We start from the raw sequence: 14154 nt of genomic DNA on the forward strand, positions 1-14154 counted from the left end.
CCTGCCTCCACGAAAGGGGAACATCATGAGCGAAAGCGAGAACGGAACTCTGCGGCCGCTGAGCGAAAGTGAAAGTGAAAGCGAAAGCGAGAGTGAAAGCGAGAGTGAAAGCGAGAGTGAAAGCGAGAGCGGCCTGGCCAGGAACCTGCCGCCGTACGGCTACATGCCGGAGAAATTCAGGCGCGAGCTGGCGCTGTTCCCGCTGCCCCAGGGCTTCCAGGTCGATGGGCAGCCCGCGACCGCCGCCGACTACACCCGGTTCATCGACAGCGAAGCCACGCGCATGGCGGGCTTCCTCTGGCCCGTCTACGACCGCGCGTCAGGACAATGGACGGGCGCCGCGGCGGCGAACGCGCTCGCGCTGACCCGGACGGACCTCGCGCTGATGGCGAAGCTGCGCCCGAAGATGTCGCAGCAGGTCACCTGCGACGGCCAGGTGCTGCCCTTCACGCACGGACAGCTGTTCTCGGAAGAGGACGAGTCCGCCAAGGGTACGCTGGCCAAGTACATGACGGGCCTGAGCGAAGCCGTCCTGTCCGCGCTCGGCAAGGCGATCGACGGCAGCTTCATCCGGTTGGGCCCGACGCACCTGCGCCTGAAGGAGAAGTTCCAGCGTCCGCGTGCCTACCAGGCGGCGTTCCTGCTGAACCAGCCCTTCAGCTACGAAGTCGCCGTCTCCGCGGTGACGCCGGCGCTCGTGAGCGGCCATTGCCTGCAGGGGCTGGTCGTGCGGACGCTCGGTTTCGTGGCGCAGCGTGCCGCGATCACCGGCGCGAACGACATCGCCTTGATGCAGCAGTACTGCGTGGACATCGGGGACCGCCGGGTCTTCGCCGGAGTGCATTACCCGTCCGACAACATCTCCTCGTGGTACTGCGGCCTGCGCCTGTGCGACAACCTGTTCGTCGACCCGCAGGACGCGGCGGCCGCCAAGAAGTTCATGATCGAGGCGATCAAGCGCAGCGCGGTGCACGCGGCGATCCTGCAGGAGCTCGCGCAGGATGCGAGCTCCCCGTACGGCGGCCCGATGTTCGAGCTGAAGCACGAGATGGAGCGGGCGGTGCGTGGGCCCACGCAGCCGCTCGCGCCGCCGCCCAATCCGTAGCAACGCTTCAGGCGAGCCAGGGCTGCTGCCGGAAGTAGCCCTCTTCGAATCGGCGGATGTCCTCCGCCGATTCCATCGTGAGGCCCACGGCGTCGAGGCCCTTGAGCAGCATGTGCTTGCGCAAGGGATCGAAGTCGAAGGGCAGCGTGCGGCCGTCGCCCGGCGTGGCGATCACCTGCCGTTCCAGGTCCACCGTCATCTCGCAGGTCGCGGGATCGGCGGCCAGCGCGAGCAGGCGCTCGACTTCGGCCAGGGGCAGCACGATGGCCGGCACGCCGTTGCGCGCGCAGTTGTCGGCGAAGATGCCGCCGAAGCTGCTGCCGATCACGCACTGCAGGCCCAATTGGCGCATGCCCCACACCGCATGTTCGCGGCTGGAGCCGCAGCCGTAGTTGGGGCCGGTGACCAGGATCGTCGCCTGCGTCCACGGCGCGCGATTCAGCACGAAGTCCGGCCGCGGTTGTCCCGGCGCGGAGAAGCGCAGGCCGTGCAGGAAGCCGTCCGCCAGCCCGCTTTCGCGGTCCACGCCGCGCAGGAACTGCTTGGGCATGATCTGGTCGGTGTCGAGGTTGGCCATGGGCAGGGCCGCGGCCACGCCGGCGAGGCTCTTGAAGGCTTCCATGCTCACTTGCCCTCCGGCAGCAGGCGGCGCACGTCGGTCAGCGCGCCGGTCACGGCGGCGGCCGCCACCATCGCCGGGCTCATGAGGTGCGTGCGCGCACCCGGGCCCTGGCGTCCCTCGAAATTGCGGTTGGTGCTGGAAGCGCAGCGGTCGCCGGCGACCAGGTGGTCGTCGTTCATCGCCACGCACATCGAGCAGCCGGCCTGTCGCCATTCGAAACCGGCGTCGCGGAAGACCTGGGCGATGCCTTCGGCTTCGGCCTGCGCGCGCACCTGCGTCGAGCCGGGCACCACGAGCGCGCGCACGCCCTGCGCCACGCGGCGGCCGCGCAGCACGCGGGCGGCGTCGCGCAGGTCGTCGATGCGGCTGTTGGTGCAGGAGCCGATGAAGGCATGGCTGATGGGAAGGCCGTCGAGTTTCTGCCCCGGCTGCAGCCCCATGTACTCCAGCGCGCGGACGGCGCTCCGCTTCCGCGTCGGGTCGCCTTCGACGGCGGGATCGGGCACCGTCATGGCTATGGTGGCGCCCTGGTCGGGGCTGGTGCCCCAGGTGACCATGGGCGCGATCTTCGCGGCGTCCAGCGTGACGGTGCGATCGAACACCGCATCGTCGTCGCTGCGCAGCGTGCGCCAGTGCGCCACGGCCTGGTCCCAGGCGGCGCCCTTGGGCACGCGCCGGCGGCCGTGCAGGTAGTCGAACAGCACGTCGTCGGCCGCGACGATCGCGCCGCGCGCCGCCGCCTCCACGCTCATGTTGCAGATCGTCAGGCGGCCTTCGACGCCCATGGCCCGCATCGCCTCGCCGGTGTATTCGATGACGTGGCCGGTCGCGCCGTCGGCGCCGATCTGCCGGATCAACTCCAGCACGACGTCCTTGGCGGTCACGCCGAAGCCGAGGCGGCCCCGTACGTCCACGCGCATCGACTTCTGCACCTTGTAGACCAGCGTCTGCGTGGCGAGCAGGTGCTCGATCTCGCTGCTGCCGATGCCGAAACCCAGCGCGCCCATGGCGCCGTGCGTGGTCGTGTGGCTGTCGCCCGCGGCCATCACCATGCCGGGCAGCACCAGGCCCTGTTCGCTGGCGACGATGTGCTCGATGCCCTGGTTCGCATCGAGCATGTCGTACAGCTCGATGCCGTGCCGGCGGCAGTTCTCCGCCAGCATCTTCACCTGCAGCGAGCGCTCGGCGTCGGCGATCACCATCGTGCGCGCGTTGCGCTCGGGCGTGGTGGGGTTGACGTGGTCCACCACCGCGATGGTGGACTTCGGCCGCCATACCGTGCGGCCCGCCGCGTGCAGCGCGGCGAAGGCCTGCGGGCTGGTGTACTCGTTGAGGACCTGGCGGTCCACGTACAGCAGGACCTGGCCCTTGTCGCCCAGCGGGCGGACCGCGTGCGCATCGACGATGCGCCGGTACAGCGAGCGCGGCGTCACTTCTTCGGGCCCGCGGTGGCGGCGTAGGCGGCGGTGGCCGCGACCACGTCGTCGACTTCGATCTCGCCTTCGGTCACGCCTTCGGGCAGCACGATCACGCCGTCGTCGTCGGCCACGAGGCGGCGACCGGGCACGAAGGTCACGCCGCCGAAGCTGACCGGCACGTCGACTTCGCCGGCGCCGGTGCGCTGGCCGCGCTTGGGCACGGTACCCAGCGCCTTGACGCCGATGTCCATGCCGTCGATCTCGTGGCCGTCGCGGATCGCGCCGTGGATCACCAGGCCGGCCCAGCCGTTGCGGCTGGCCACGCCGGCCATCACGTCGCCGAAGACCGCGCGGTTCAGCGAGCCGCCGCCGTCGATCACGAGCACCTGGCCGTGGCCGGGCGAGCCGACCATGTCGCGCATCAGCGCGATGTCTTCATGGCAGCGGATGGTGCGGATGTTGCCGGCGAAGGCGCGCCGCTGGCCCCAGCCCCGGAAGGGCAGGGCGCAGGGCAGGGCTTCTTCGCAGGCGTCGCAGAGGTCGGAGGTCTTGAGCGTCATCGCGGATCAATCGAGCGTGATCCTGGCTTCCTTCACCAGCCTGGCGAAGGCGGCGCTGTCGGCGGCGAGGAACTTGGCGAAGTCCTCGGCGGAGCCGCCCATGATCTCGCCGCCCTGCGACAGGATCTTTTCCTGCACGTCGGGCATCTTCAGGATCGCGGCGATCTCGCCATTCAGGCGCCTGGTGATGTCGGCGGGCATCCTGGCCGGGCCCATCACCGCGAACCACTGCAGCATTTCCGCGTTCTTCACGCCGGCCTCGGCCATCGTCGGAACGTCGGGCAGCAGCGCCGAGCGCTTGTTGCTGGTGATCGCCAGCAGGCGCAGCTTGCCGGCCTTGGCGTGCGTCATCACGTTGGGCGGGCTCTCGAAGTTCAGTTCCACTTGGCCGGAGAGCAGGTCGACGATCGCCTGGCCGCTGCCCTTGTAGGGGATGTGCGTCATCTGCGTGCCGGTGGCAAGCTGGAAGCGCTCGGCCGCAAGGTGCTGCGCGCTGCCGCCGCCGGAAGACGCGAAGCGCAGCGCGCCCGGCTTGGCCTTGGCCAGCGCGATGAACTCGGCGACGTTCTTCGCCGGCACGGCGGGATTCACCGTCAGCAGCAGCGGCGTGTTGGCCACCGGGATGATGGGCGTGAAGTCGGTGACGATGTTGTACGGCAGCTTGGGATACAGGGCCGGCGCCACCGAGTTGGAGTTGCTGTGCGCGAGCAGTAGCGTGTAGCCATCGGGCCTGGACTTGGCCACGAGGTCGGCACCGAGCGTGCCGGCCGCGCCGGGCTTGTTCTCGACGACCACCGGCGTGTTCAGGCGTTCGGACAGCTTCTGGCCGATCAGGCGGCCGAGGACGTCGGTGAAGCCGCCCGGCGCGAAGCCGACGACGATGCGGATCGGCTTGTTGTCGGGCCAGGGGCCTTGGGCGAAGGCGGGGGCGGTGGCGAAGGGGAGGGCAAGGGCGGCCGCGGCCAGCACCGCACGGCGGGAAGGGAAGCGCATGGTTTGTCTCCGGGAACTTCGGGGAAGAGGGGGCCATTTTGCCCGGGGTGGGAGGCGAGGCTGCAGGCCCCGCCTTCAATGCCTCTGCACGGCACCCCTCTCCGCCACCCCCACGCCCGCCCGAATACGCGTCGCCAGCAACGGTTCCACCTCCACCTGCCCCACCGGCTTCGTCAGGTGGAAATCGAACCCCGCCTCCCGCGTCAGCTCCCGGTCCTGCGCCTGCCCCCATCCCGTCACGGCGATCAGCCGCACGCCGGTCCCCATCCGCCGGCGCAACTCGCGCGCGACCTCCAGGCCGTTCATTCCGGGCATCCCGATATCCAGCAACACGGCTTCGGGTTCGAACTCGAACGCCAGCATCAGCGCTTCCTCGCCGCCGTGCGCCACGCGCACCTCGTGCCCCTCGTGCGACAACAGCGCGGCGAGGCTGGTGGCCGCGTCCACGTTGTCGTCGACCACCAGCACGCGGCGCAGCATCGCGGGTCGGGCGGGCTGACGGCCGGTCTCCGCCAACGGCGCGTCCGACTGCAGCAGCGGAACCCGGATCAGGAACTCGCTGCCCTGGCCGGTGCCGGCGCTGCGGGCCTCCACCGTGCCACCGTGCAGTTCGACGAAGCCGCGCACCAGGGCCAGCCCGATGCCCAGGCCGCCGTGGCTGCGCTCCCGCGCGCTGCTCACCTGCGAGAACATGCCGAAGATGCTGTGCAGGTGCTCCGGTGCGATGCCGATGCCGTTGTCGGCGACGCAGATGCAGGCCTTGCCGTCCTCGCGCCAGGACGACACCACGATGCGCCCGCCCGGCGGCGTGAACTTGGAGGCGTTGTTCAGCAGGTTCACCACGGCCTGCGTGATGCGGGTGGCGTCGGCGTTCGCGTACAAGGGTTCCGGATCCGTGTGCTCCACCAGCTGGTGCCCCGCCGCCTCCAGCGCCGGTCGTGCCGCATGCACGGCATCGTGCACGCACTCCGACAGCGAAACCCTGCTGCGCTGGAGCAGCAGCTTGCCCTGCGTGATGCGCGAGACTTCCAGCAGGTCGTCGACGAGCCGCGTGAGGTGCCGTGACTGGCGGTCCAGGATCTCGCGCATGCGCACCACCGTCGGCGGGAGCGGCCCGGCCCGGCCGATCAGTTCGACCGCGGTGCGGATCGGCGCCAGCGGGTTGCGCAGTTCGTGCGCCAGCGTCGCGATGAATTCGTCCTTGCGCCGGTCGGCGATGCGCAGCGCTTCCTCCTCGGCGCGCTGCTGCGTGATGTCGGTGTTGGTGCCGAACCAGGCCAGCACGTGGCCTTCCGCATCCTTCAGCGGCAGCATGCGGGTGAGGAAGGGCCGGAACTCGCCGTCGGCGCCGCGCAGCGGAAACACCATCTCGAAGTCCTCGCCGGTTTCGAAGCTGCGCCGGATCTGTGCCACCACGGCCGGCAGCACGACCGGGTCCTGCACGCTGCGCCAGCCCCAGCCTTCCATCTGCTCGAAGGTGGTGCCCGTGTACTCGTACCAGCGGCGGTTGTACCAGTAGATCCAGCCGTCGGGCCGCGCCATCCAGGCGAGCTGGGGCATGCCATCGGCCAGCGCGCGGAAGCGTGCTTCCAGTTCGGCGGTGGCCTGCGCGCTCTGCTTGTGCACCGTGATGTCCACCGCCACGCCGAACAGGCGCGTGAGGGCGCCGTCCTCGTCCAGCAGGGCCTGGCCGCGCGCCTCGAGCCAGCGCCAGCGGCCGTCGGCATGGCGCAGCCGGAATTCCACCGCGAACTCCTCCTGCGGGGCCGCCTCCGCATCCATCATCGCGCGCACGTTCTCCCGGTCGGCCGGATGGACCCGGTCGAAGAAGAACCGGTCGGACGCGCCCAGCGCCACCGCGGGCCAGCCGGTCAGCTCCTCCACTTCCGGTGTCCACCACGTCGTGCCGTGCTCCAGGTCGCGCGTCCACGCGGCCATGCGGCCGCCGTGCATCGCGAGGCTCAGCACTTCGCGGCTTTCGCGCAGCGAGGCCTCCGAGCGCGCCGTCTCCTGCGCCCCGGCGAGTTCGCGGTACATCTTCCCGTACTCGGTCAGCAGCATCACCAGGACGATGGACGACGCGACCACCGCATAGACGCGGCCGGCGTAGAAGCCGACGTCGTAGCGCCCCGCATTGAAGATGGAGACCAGCGCGATCTCGAAGAAGCTGTCGCACAGCATCACCAGCAGCCACACGTCCAGCACGGAATGCGTGCGCCGCCGCCACAGCACCACCATGGCGAGCCCCGTCACCACCCATTGCCCGTAGCGGCCGCTGTTGAAGGCCGACGAGTAGCGGATGCCGTCCAGCATCGGCGGCAGCAGGTCGTTGCCGCGCGTGGCCAGCAAGGCCAGTCCGCCGGCCAGCAGCACCGCCACGGCCAGGGCTTCGGCGATCGCCACGGGCGCCGGCCGCTTCAGCTTGCGCTTGCGCTGGCGCAATGCGGTGTAGGCGAGCACGGCCAGCGGCGTGCCCAGGTGCCAGAACACGTACAGGTAGCCCGTGGTCTGCGTGCCCGCGCCCAGCAGGCCGCCGGCGGAGAACACGCCGGGGAAGGTCAGCATGTGGATGCCTGCCATCACCGCCGCGAACACGTAGCCGCCGGCCAGCACGACGACGGCGCTTTGCCGGTTGAACCGGAGCTGGCCGAACAGCAGTGCCGCGGTCGTCAGGTCGTTGATGATCAGCGCGGACTGGATCAGCGGGATGAACCAGGCGGCCTGCGCCAGCGGCACGTCGGCCAGCGGGGCCAGTGCGAGGAAGATGCCGGCGGACAGCGCGACCACCAGCATCGCCGCACGACGCGAGCTCGCGTCGGCGGGCCGCTCGCTCAAGGTCAGCTGCGGCGCTTCGGGAGCAGGCGATCGGTTCGGGGGCACCCGGCGAAGTTGAACCGGCCACGCGGCGGGCGATGTGGGCGAAGCACTGAAGGGCGGATAGGAGAGGGAGCGCAGATGCGGCCCAGCTCAGGACCGCCCGAACGCCAGCCACAGCCGCCCGATGCCGTCCGCCAGTTGCCGGCGCGCTGGTTCGTCGCCTTCCAGATGGCACACCAGCAGGCGCCGGTTCGCCCAGGCGTCCTCGAGCGGCAGGCACGCGATGGCCGAAGCCGCCGCGTGCGAAGCCACGAGGGCCTGCGGCAGGATGGTCACGCCGAGGCCGCGCGCGACGAGGCGCAGCACGCCGTCGAGACGCGGATAGGTGATCCGCGCCTGGATGCGGTGGCCCGATGCCACCGCGCGCAGCTGCAGGTGCGTCGACAGCGCGCTCTGCTCGCCCCAGGCGATCCAGGGCTGTTCGAGTACCTCGTCGAAGCGCACGCTGGATCGCGCAGCGAGCGGGTGCGCCTGGGCCACCACCGCCACAAGCGGATCCGGCCCCAGGTCCATCGCCACCAGCCCGCGGGTGACCACGGCATCGGAGACGATGCCGACATCGGCCGCGCCCGAGAGGAGGGCCTGCACCGTGGCTTCGCTGGCGCTTTCGCGAACGAGGACCGCTCCTTGTTCCGGCGCTACGAGTGCGTCGGCGAGGGGCCGCGCCAGCGCGGCGCTGTTGGCCAGCAGCACCGTCTGCGGCGCCGTTCCGCTGCGCCGGTGCAGCAAGTCGCGTTCGAGTTGCTGCAGCTGGTCGAACACCACGCGCGCGTGCGCGGCCAGGACTTCGCCCGCCGGCGTCGGCGTCACGCCGCGGGCCTGCCGCTCCAGCAGCACGATGCCGCTGGAGTCCTCCAGGCTGCGGATGCGCGCGCTGACGGCGGCGAGGGTCAGGTGGCAGCGCGCCGCGGCGCCGGTCATGCTGCCGGCCTCGCACACGTGCAGGAAGATCTGCAGATCGGTCCAGTCGAAGCGCATGGGCCGATTATCCGGACGGCCAGGCTCAAGGAAAGATTGATGGTGCAAGCCGTGCGGCGTCGCCACACTGGCCGCCATGGATCACACGCCCATCCCCGCCTTCCTCCTGGTGAGCGGCATCTTCTTCGCCGCCGGCATCGTCAAGGGCATGCTGGGGATGGGGCTGCCCACGCTCGCCATGGGCCTGCTGGGCCTGCTGATGCCCGTGCCGCAGGCCGCGAGCCTGCTCACGCTCCCCTCGCTCGTCACGAACGTCTGGCAGGCCGTGGCCGGAAGGCCCTTGCGCGGACTGGTGGCGAAGCTATGGCGGCTGCAGCTTGGCATCGTGGCCGGCGTCGTGTGTGCCGGCCTGCTTCCGGTGCAGGGGGACGGGATCGCGCGGCTGCTGCTGGGAGCGTGCCTGCTCGCGTATGGGATCAGTGGCCTGGCCGGATGGCGGCCGCGCCCGATCGCGGAGCGCGGCCAGGGTGTCGCAGCCCTTGCGGCCGGTGTCGTCACGGGCGTGATCACGGGCATCACGGGCGTGTTCGTGATCCCGGCCGTGCCCTATCTCCAGACCCTGCAGCTCGATCGCAAGGACATGGTGCAGGCGCTGGGCCTGTGCTTCTCCACGTCCACCATCGCGCTGGCCGTCCTCCTGGCGGCGCGCGGCCACCTCGGGTTCTCGGGCTCCCTGCACTCGGCCCTGGCCCTCGCGCCCGCTCTGGCCGGCATGCTGGTGGGACAGAAACTTCGCGACTGGATGAGCGAAGCCAGCTTCCGCAGGTGCTTCTTCGGAGGGATGGGCCTGCTGGGAGGCTGGCTCGTGGCGACTTGCTGACGGCGTCCTATCCCACCGGCTTGCGGCCGAGGGCCCGCGACACCGGGTCGATGCCCATCAGCCTTTCCAGGAGCCGCTCGGGTTTCATCAATGCGGGCGACATGCTCCAGCGGTCCAGCGCGTCGTTGCCGATCCGCAGCAGGCCGGTGTGCTGGGTGATGTCGCCGTCCAGGACGGGATCCCGGTCGTAGAAGCCCAGGGCCCAGCGCAGCTTCTCCACGTCGGCCTTGGCGCCGGTGAGGAAGGTCCAGCCGGGCAGGTCGGCGCCCTGCTGCTTCATGTAGGCCCGCAGGTCCTGCGGCCGGTCGAACTCGGGCTGCAGGCTGATGGAGTGCATGAAGATGTCGCGGCCCATGCGCTCGCCGAGCAGCGCGTGCAACTGCTTGAGGTTCTGCGTCATCGGCGGGCAGCGGTTGGTGCACTGCGCATACATCATGTTGATGAAGACGATGCGCCCGCGCACCAGGTCGGTGTGGAAGCGGACGGCCTTGCCCTCGTGCGTCACGAGCGGAACGTCGGGCACGCCGTAGCGTGCGTCCCCGCTGTGCGGCGGCGCGGACGCCTTGCGCGTGGCGAGCACGGCAGCGGCCACGCCGGCGGCCGCGGCCGGGGCGAGGAGCCAGGCGCGGCGCGCCCGCAGATGCCGTGGATTGGCGGCCACGCTCCGCGTGTCAGTCTTCGATGTCATAGCGGATCATCATTCCGTGGTCTTCGTGGATCGTGTTGTGGCAGTGCATGACGTACCTGCCGGTGAAATCGCGGAAGCGCAGGAACACGCTGACGCTTTCGTTGGGCCCGAGGAAGTAGACGTCCTTGCGCCCGCGCTCCCAGGGCGGCGGCGTGCCGCCGTTGCGCTTGAGGACGCGCCCTTCCTCGAAGTGGATGTGGACCGGATGCGCCCATCCGCCGCTGTCGTTGCGCAGGTTCCAGATCTCGGCGGTGCCCTTCTCGACGACGACGCCGCGCTTGTCCTCGAACAGCTTGCCGTTGACCGTCCACGCGCCGCCATCGCGCGCGAAGGAGAAGGTGCGGGTCTTCTTCACTTCGCCCAGGTCGATGTCCGGCTGCTTGCGCAACGCGTCGAGCACCCGGCTGTTGTCGGGGGAGCGCAGCGGCTTGTCCACGATGAACTTGAGCAGCTGCACGGGCGTCCTGAGGAACTCCTTCTCCGGCTTGCGGCCGTCCAGGTGCGCGAGCCGATTGGTCAGGAACACCTCGGCACCCACCGGGAACTTCGAGAAGTCGACCACGATGTCGGCCCGCTCGGCGGCGCCGAGCTGCACGTTGGGACGCAGGATCGGTGCGGTGAACACGTTGCCGTCGGCGGAGATCTGCGTCAGCGTCTGCACCTTGTCCTGGTAGCGCAGCTGCAGGTCGAACACGCGCGAGGTCGAAGCGACCAGCAGCCGGAAGCGGTATTTACGCGGCGCCACGTGGAAGAAGGGCTGGATCTTGCCGTTGACGAGGAACTTGTCGCCGATGAACCCGTCGTTGTCGAACTGGTTGAAAACCAGGTAACCGCTGCTGTCGAATTGTTTGTCGCCGATCATCAGAGGCACGTCGAATTCGCCGCTCGGCAACCGCAGGGCATCGTTGTCGCCGTCGTTCTCGTCGCCGGAGTCGATCTCGTCGAAGGCCAGGAAGAACCCGGCCATGCCGCCGTAGACATTGCCCGCCGTGAAGTCCTCGCGGTGGTCGTGGTACCAGAGGGTGCCGAGGGCCTCGCGCTCGTCGTTGCCCGCGTAGATCATCGGATAGTGGTGATCCTTGAAGCGGCCGGCCCGGGTGAGCGTGCCGGCATAGGCGAAGGCACTCCACCAGTCCACGGGATAGCCATCGCTCTCCGACGGCGTGTGCATGTTGTGCAGGTGCATCGACACGTCCGGTGAACCGTAGCCCCGCCGCAGGTTGGGCAGGTTGTTGCGCAGGCGCACGAGCACCGGCCGGCCATAGCGCGCATGGAACAGGGGTCCCGGGACCTGGCCGTTGTAGCCGTACACGTCCTGCCGGGGCAGCTCGGGGTGGAACTCGTGCTGGCCCCTGGCCGCGGTGATCTCGTAGAAGTCCTTGGGGGCGAAGTCCTTGAACGCGGGGTGCGTGGCGCGTCCGCATTCCTCCCCGGCCCTGTCGACATCGAGCAGCGGTTCCGGGCTCAGCTTGTCGAGGGGTTTCAGCGGCGCCTGCACGGGCAGCGGCTGCAGCCACGGCGTGGTGAACGGGCTTCGCACGGGGACGACCTGGGCACCGGCGTTGCGCGTCACGCCCACCGCAGCCGCGGCGGCGGTCCCGGCCGCCTTCATCAGCGAGCGGCGCGCCGGACTCGACGGGCCGGCGGCGCGGTTCTGGGGTCGGTCTGCAGGTTCCATGGCACTTCCTTCATGAAAACGCACGGATGAGAGAGGACTTGCTGTTCGAGGGCGCACGCGCACGCTCGCGCTGTGCCGTGCGATGCGGCGCTGCGCAGGAAAAGGACGGAGATGGGGTACTTCGGGCCGCGGCCTTGCGGCCGCGACCGACGCCGAAAACGGCGGCGCAGGCCTCAGCCGGCCTCAGGGCCCCTGGGAATTGCCGTCGAGGGCGGGATGGACGGGATCCGTGGCGGTGGTCTGTTTCGACATGGCAGTGCTCCTGGCTACGCTCACCAGTTCCCAACCAACTTGCTCAGACTCTTATTTGCGATTTTGTCGAAACAGTTTCGACGCGCTCGTTCTGAATTTCAAGAATTCTTTTGGGGGAGGGCACGCGCCGCGCGGCGCGCAGGCAGCGGCCGAGTTGCTGCGGTAGGCTTGCGCGATGGACTCCCTCATCGCCGCGGCCGCCCGCGCGCTCGCCACCGGCGACGCGCTCGGTGCGCTCAAGCGCGTCGCGTTGCGTGACGATCCGCCCGCGCTCGCGTTGCGCGGCATCGCGATGGCACAGCTCGGGGAGCATCCGGTCGCGCGCGATCTCCTGCGGCGCGCGATCCGCTCCTTCGGTGCCGGCGAGGAACTGGCGCGCGCGCGCTGCGTGCTGGCCGAGGCCGAGGTGGCGCTCGCCATGCGCGACTTCGGTGGTTCGCCGCGCGCGCTCGTCACGGCAGCGGCGCAGCTGGACCAGCACGGCGACCGCGCCAACGCTTCGCACGCGCGCCTGGTCGCCGCGCGGCGCCTGCTCCTGCTCGGGCGCCTCGCCGAGGCCCACGAAGTCATGGAGCCGATCGACGCCAGCGCCTTGCCGCCCGCCCTGGCCGCCGTCGCGCACATGACCGCTGCCGAACTCGCGCTGCGCGCCCTGCAGTGCGCGCCCGCGCGGGCGGCCCTGGCGCGCGCGCACCAGGCGGCGTATCGCGCCGGCATTCCCGCGTTGCTCGCGGAGGTGGCCGAGGCGCGCGCATCGCTGGACCGGCCTGCCGCGCGACGCTTCCACCAGGGCGAAGGGCAGTCGCTGCGGCTCGAGGAAATCGAGTCGCTGCTCGCCTCCGGTGCGCTGGTGCTGGACGCCGGCAGGCGCGGCTTCGCCTGCGCCGGCGCCTGGCTTTCGCTGGCCCGCCGCCCGATCCTGTTCGCACTGGCGCACGAACTCGCCAAGGCCTGGCCGCAAGACGCCGACCGCGACGCCTTGATCGCCATCGCCTTCCGCACGCGCCGCCCCGACGAAACGCATCGCGCCCGCCTGCGCGTGGAGATCGGCCGCCTGCGCGCGCTGCTGCGCGACCTGGCCGGCATCGCGCCCACGGCCAGGGGCTTCGTGCTCGAACCGCGCGTGGATTCCGACGTCGTCGTGCTCGAGCCGCCGCTCGCCGGGGACCAGGCCGCGCTGCTGGCCGTGCTCTCCGACGGCGCCGCGTGGTCGACCTCCGCCCTCGCGCTGGCGCTCGGCGCGAGCCAGCGCACCGTGCAGCGCGCGCTGGCCGATCTGCAGGCCGCGGGCCAGGTGCGCGCGATCGGCCAGGCGCGGGCGCGGCGCTGGCTGGCGCCGCCGCTGGTGGATTTCACGACAATCTTGTTACTCCCCGCTTCGCTGCCGGGTGCGTAGAGTTCCTTCCATCGCATCGCAATGGAACGCCGAAAGGAAGCCGCCGCCATGAGCACGAGAACGACCCCCCAGCCTGCCTCGCACGTCGCCGAGATCGTGCGCGAGTACGGCCCCTTTCCCGGCGAGAGCGGGGTGGCCGGCGTGAGCTACGACGGCGCCCGCGTGTGGGCCGCCACCGGCGCGCAGCTGCTCGCGATCGACCCGCAGCGCGGCGAAGTGACGCGTTCGTTGGACATTCCCTGCGATGCGGGAACGGCCTTCGACGGCAAGCACCTGTACCAGATCGCCGAATCGCGCATCGACAGGATCGATCCCGCCAGCGGCAAGGTGCTGGCATCGATCCCCGCGCCGGGCGCCGGCAGCGACTCCGGCCTCACCTGGGCGGAAGGCAGCCTGTGGGTGGGCAACTACCGCGGCCGCCAGATCCACCAGATCGATCCCGCCACCGGCGCGATCCGCCGCACGATCGAATCGAACCGCTTCGTCACCGGCGTCACCTGGGTCGACGGCGAGCTGTGGCACGGCACCTGGGAGGGCGACGAGAGCGAGCTGCGCCGCATCCACCCGCAAAGCGGCGAGGTGCTGCAGCGCCTGGAGATGCCGGCCGGCGTGATGGTGAGCGGCCTCGAGTCCGACGGCGCCGACCTCTTCTACTGCGGCGGCGGCAACAGCGGCAAGGTGCGCGCCGTGAAGCGCCCGAAGGCCGCGCGCACCTAAGGCAATTTCCCGTCCACGAGCGATGGCGGCCGGTCCCGGCCGGGCCGCCG

General features: G+C 70.3%; 12 protein-coding genes. 4 read left to right on the forward strand and 8 right to left on the reverse strand.

All coding sequences use genetic code 11. The annotated features are described in order from the left end of the window. Nucleotides 1-25: 25 nt before the first annotated feature. Entirely contained in the window at nt 26-1105 is a 1080-nt protein-coding gene (locus VF522_RS19400; protein ID WP_330909955.1) for a hypothetical protein, read from the forward strand. A gap of 7 nt (nt 1106-1112) precedes the next feature. Here the strand turns inward: VF522_RS19400 and leuD are convergent, their stop codons facing one another. The 6 genes from leuD to VF522_RS19430 all read right to left on the reverse strand — a co-directional run bounded on the left by leuD (nt 1113) and on the right by VF522_RS19430 (nt 8553). Next, entirely contained in the window at nt 1113-1727 is a 615-nt protein-coding gene (leuD, locus tag VF522_RS19405; RefSeq protein ID WP_330909989.1) for a 3-isopropylmalate dehydratase small subunit, read from the reverse strand. 2 nt (nt 1728-1729) lie between these two features. Then, nucleotides 1730-3160 (reverse strand): 3-isopropylmalate dehydratase large subunit, encoded by a 1431-nt coding sequence (leuC, locus tag VF522_RS19410; protein WP_330909956.1) that lies wholly within the window; start codon nt 3158-3160, stop codon nt 1730-1732. Beyond that, nucleotides 3157-3705 (reverse strand): ribonuclease E activity regulator RraA, encoded by a 549-nt coding sequence (gene rraA / locus VF522_RS19415; RefSeq protein WP_330909957.1) that lies wholly within the window; start codon nt 3703-3705, stop codon nt 3157-3159. The genes leuC and rraA overlap by 4 nt, the downstream gene beginning before the upstream one ends. A 6-nt stretch (nt 3706-3711) precedes the next feature. Beyond that, entirely contained in the window at nt 3712-4698 is a 987-nt protein-coding gene (locus VF522_RS19420) for a tripartite tricarboxylate transporter substrate binding protein (RefSeq protein WP_330909958.1), read from the reverse strand. A gap of 75 nt (nt 4699-4773) precedes the next feature. Then, a complete protein-coding gene (locus VF522_RS19425; RefSeq protein ID WP_330909959.1) occupies nt 4774-7578 on the reverse strand; it encodes a PAS domain-containing protein in 2805 nt (934 codons plus the stop codon). 87 nt (nt 7579-7665) lie between these two features. After that, on the reverse strand, nt 7666-8553 hold the full coding sequence (locus VF522_RS19430; protein WP_330909960.1) for a LysR family transcriptional regulator: 888 nt from the start codon (nt 8551-8553) through the stop codon (nt 7666-7668). Nucleotides 8554-8629: 76 nt separating this feature from the next. Between VF522_RS19430 and VF522_RS19435 the strand changes: the two genes are divergently transcribed. Then, a complete protein-coding gene (locus VF522_RS19435; protein WP_330909961.1) occupies nt 8630-9373 on the forward strand; it encodes a sulfite exporter TauE/SafE family protein in 744 nt (247 codons plus the stop codon). 7 nt (nt 9374-9380) lie between these two features. Here VF522_RS19435 and VF522_RS19440 read toward each other — a convergent pair whose 3' ends face one another. Beyond that, entirely contained in the window at nt 9381-10061 is a 681-nt protein-coding gene (locus VF522_RS19440; RefSeq protein WP_330909962.1) for an SCO family protein, read from the reverse strand. After that, nucleotides 10045-11739, reverse strand: a complete 1695-nt coding sequence (locus tag VF522_RS19445) for a multicopper oxidase family protein (RefSeq protein WP_330909963.1) — start codon at nt 11737-11739, stop codon at nt 10045-10047. Before VF522_RS19445 ends, VF522_RS19440 begins: the two co-directional genes overlap by 17 nt. Nucleotides 11740-12166: 427 nt before the next feature. Between VF522_RS19445 and VF522_RS19450 the strand changes: the two genes are divergently transcribed. Together VF522_RS19450 and VF522_RS19455 are read left to right on the forward strand one after the other, a co-directional pair. Then, nucleotides 12167-13387 (forward strand): helix-turn-helix domain-containing protein, encoded by a 1221-nt coding sequence (locus tag VF522_RS19450; protein ID WP_330909964.1) that lies wholly within the window; start codon nt 12167-12169, stop codon nt 13385-13387. A gap of 48 nt (nt 13388-13435) precedes the next feature. Beyond that, nucleotides 13436-14104, forward strand: a complete 669-nt coding sequence (locus tag VF522_RS19455; protein WP_330909965.1) for a glutaminyl-peptide cyclotransferase — start codon at nt 13436-13438, stop codon at nt 14102-14104. Nucleotides 14105-14154 lie beyond the last annotated feature (50 nt).

This window comes from Ramlibacter sp. (assembly GCF_036383835.1).
Lineage (GTDB): Bacteria > Pseudomonadota > Gammaproteobacteria > Burkholderiales > Burkholderiaceae_C > Ramlibacter.

What these genes read in the sequence shown, in the direction of transcription:
- VF522_RS19400 (WP_330909955.1), top strand. Translation starts at nt 26, where the DNA reads ATGAGCGAAAGCGAGAACGGAACTCTGCGGCCGCTGAGCGAAAGTGAA.
- leuD (WP_330909989.1), bottom strand. Translation starts at nt 1,727, where the DNA reads ATGGAAGCCTTCAAGAGCCTCGCCGGCGTGGCCGCGGCCCTGCCCATG.
- rraA (WP_330909957.1), bottom strand. Translation starts at nt 3,705, where the DNA reads ATGACGCTCAAGACCTCCGACCTCTGCGACGCCTGCGAAGAAGCCCTG.
- VF522_RS19420 (WP_330909958.1), bottom strand. Translation starts at nt 4,698, where the DNA reads ATGCGCTTCCCTTCCCGCCGTGCGGTGCTGGCCGCGGCCGCCCTTGCC.
- VF522_RS19430 (WP_330909960.1), bottom strand. Translation starts at nt 8,553, where the DNA reads ATGCGCTTCGACTGGACCGATCTGCAGATCTTCCTGCACGTGTGCGAG.
- VF522_RS19435 (WP_330909961.1), top strand. Translation starts at nt 8,630, where the DNA reads ATGGATCACACGCCCATCCCCGCCTTCCTCCTGGTGAGCGGCATCTTC.
- VF522_RS19440 (WP_330909962.1), bottom strand. Translation starts at nt 10,061, where the DNA reads ATGACATCGAAGACTGACACGCGGAGCGTGGCCGCCAATCCACGGCAT.
- VF522_RS19445 (WP_330909963.1), bottom strand. Translation starts at nt 11,739, where the DNA reads ATGGAACCTGCAGACCGACCCCAGAACCGCGCCGCCGGCCCGTCGAGT.
- VF522_RS19450 (WP_330909964.1), top strand. Translation starts at nt 12,167, where the DNA reads ATGGACTCCCTCATCGCCGCGGCCGCCCGCGCGCTCGCCACCGGCGAC.
- VF522_RS19455 (WP_330909965.1), top strand. Translation starts at nt 13,436, where the DNA reads ATGAGCACGAGAACGACCCCCCAGCCTGCCTCGCACGTCGCCGAGATC.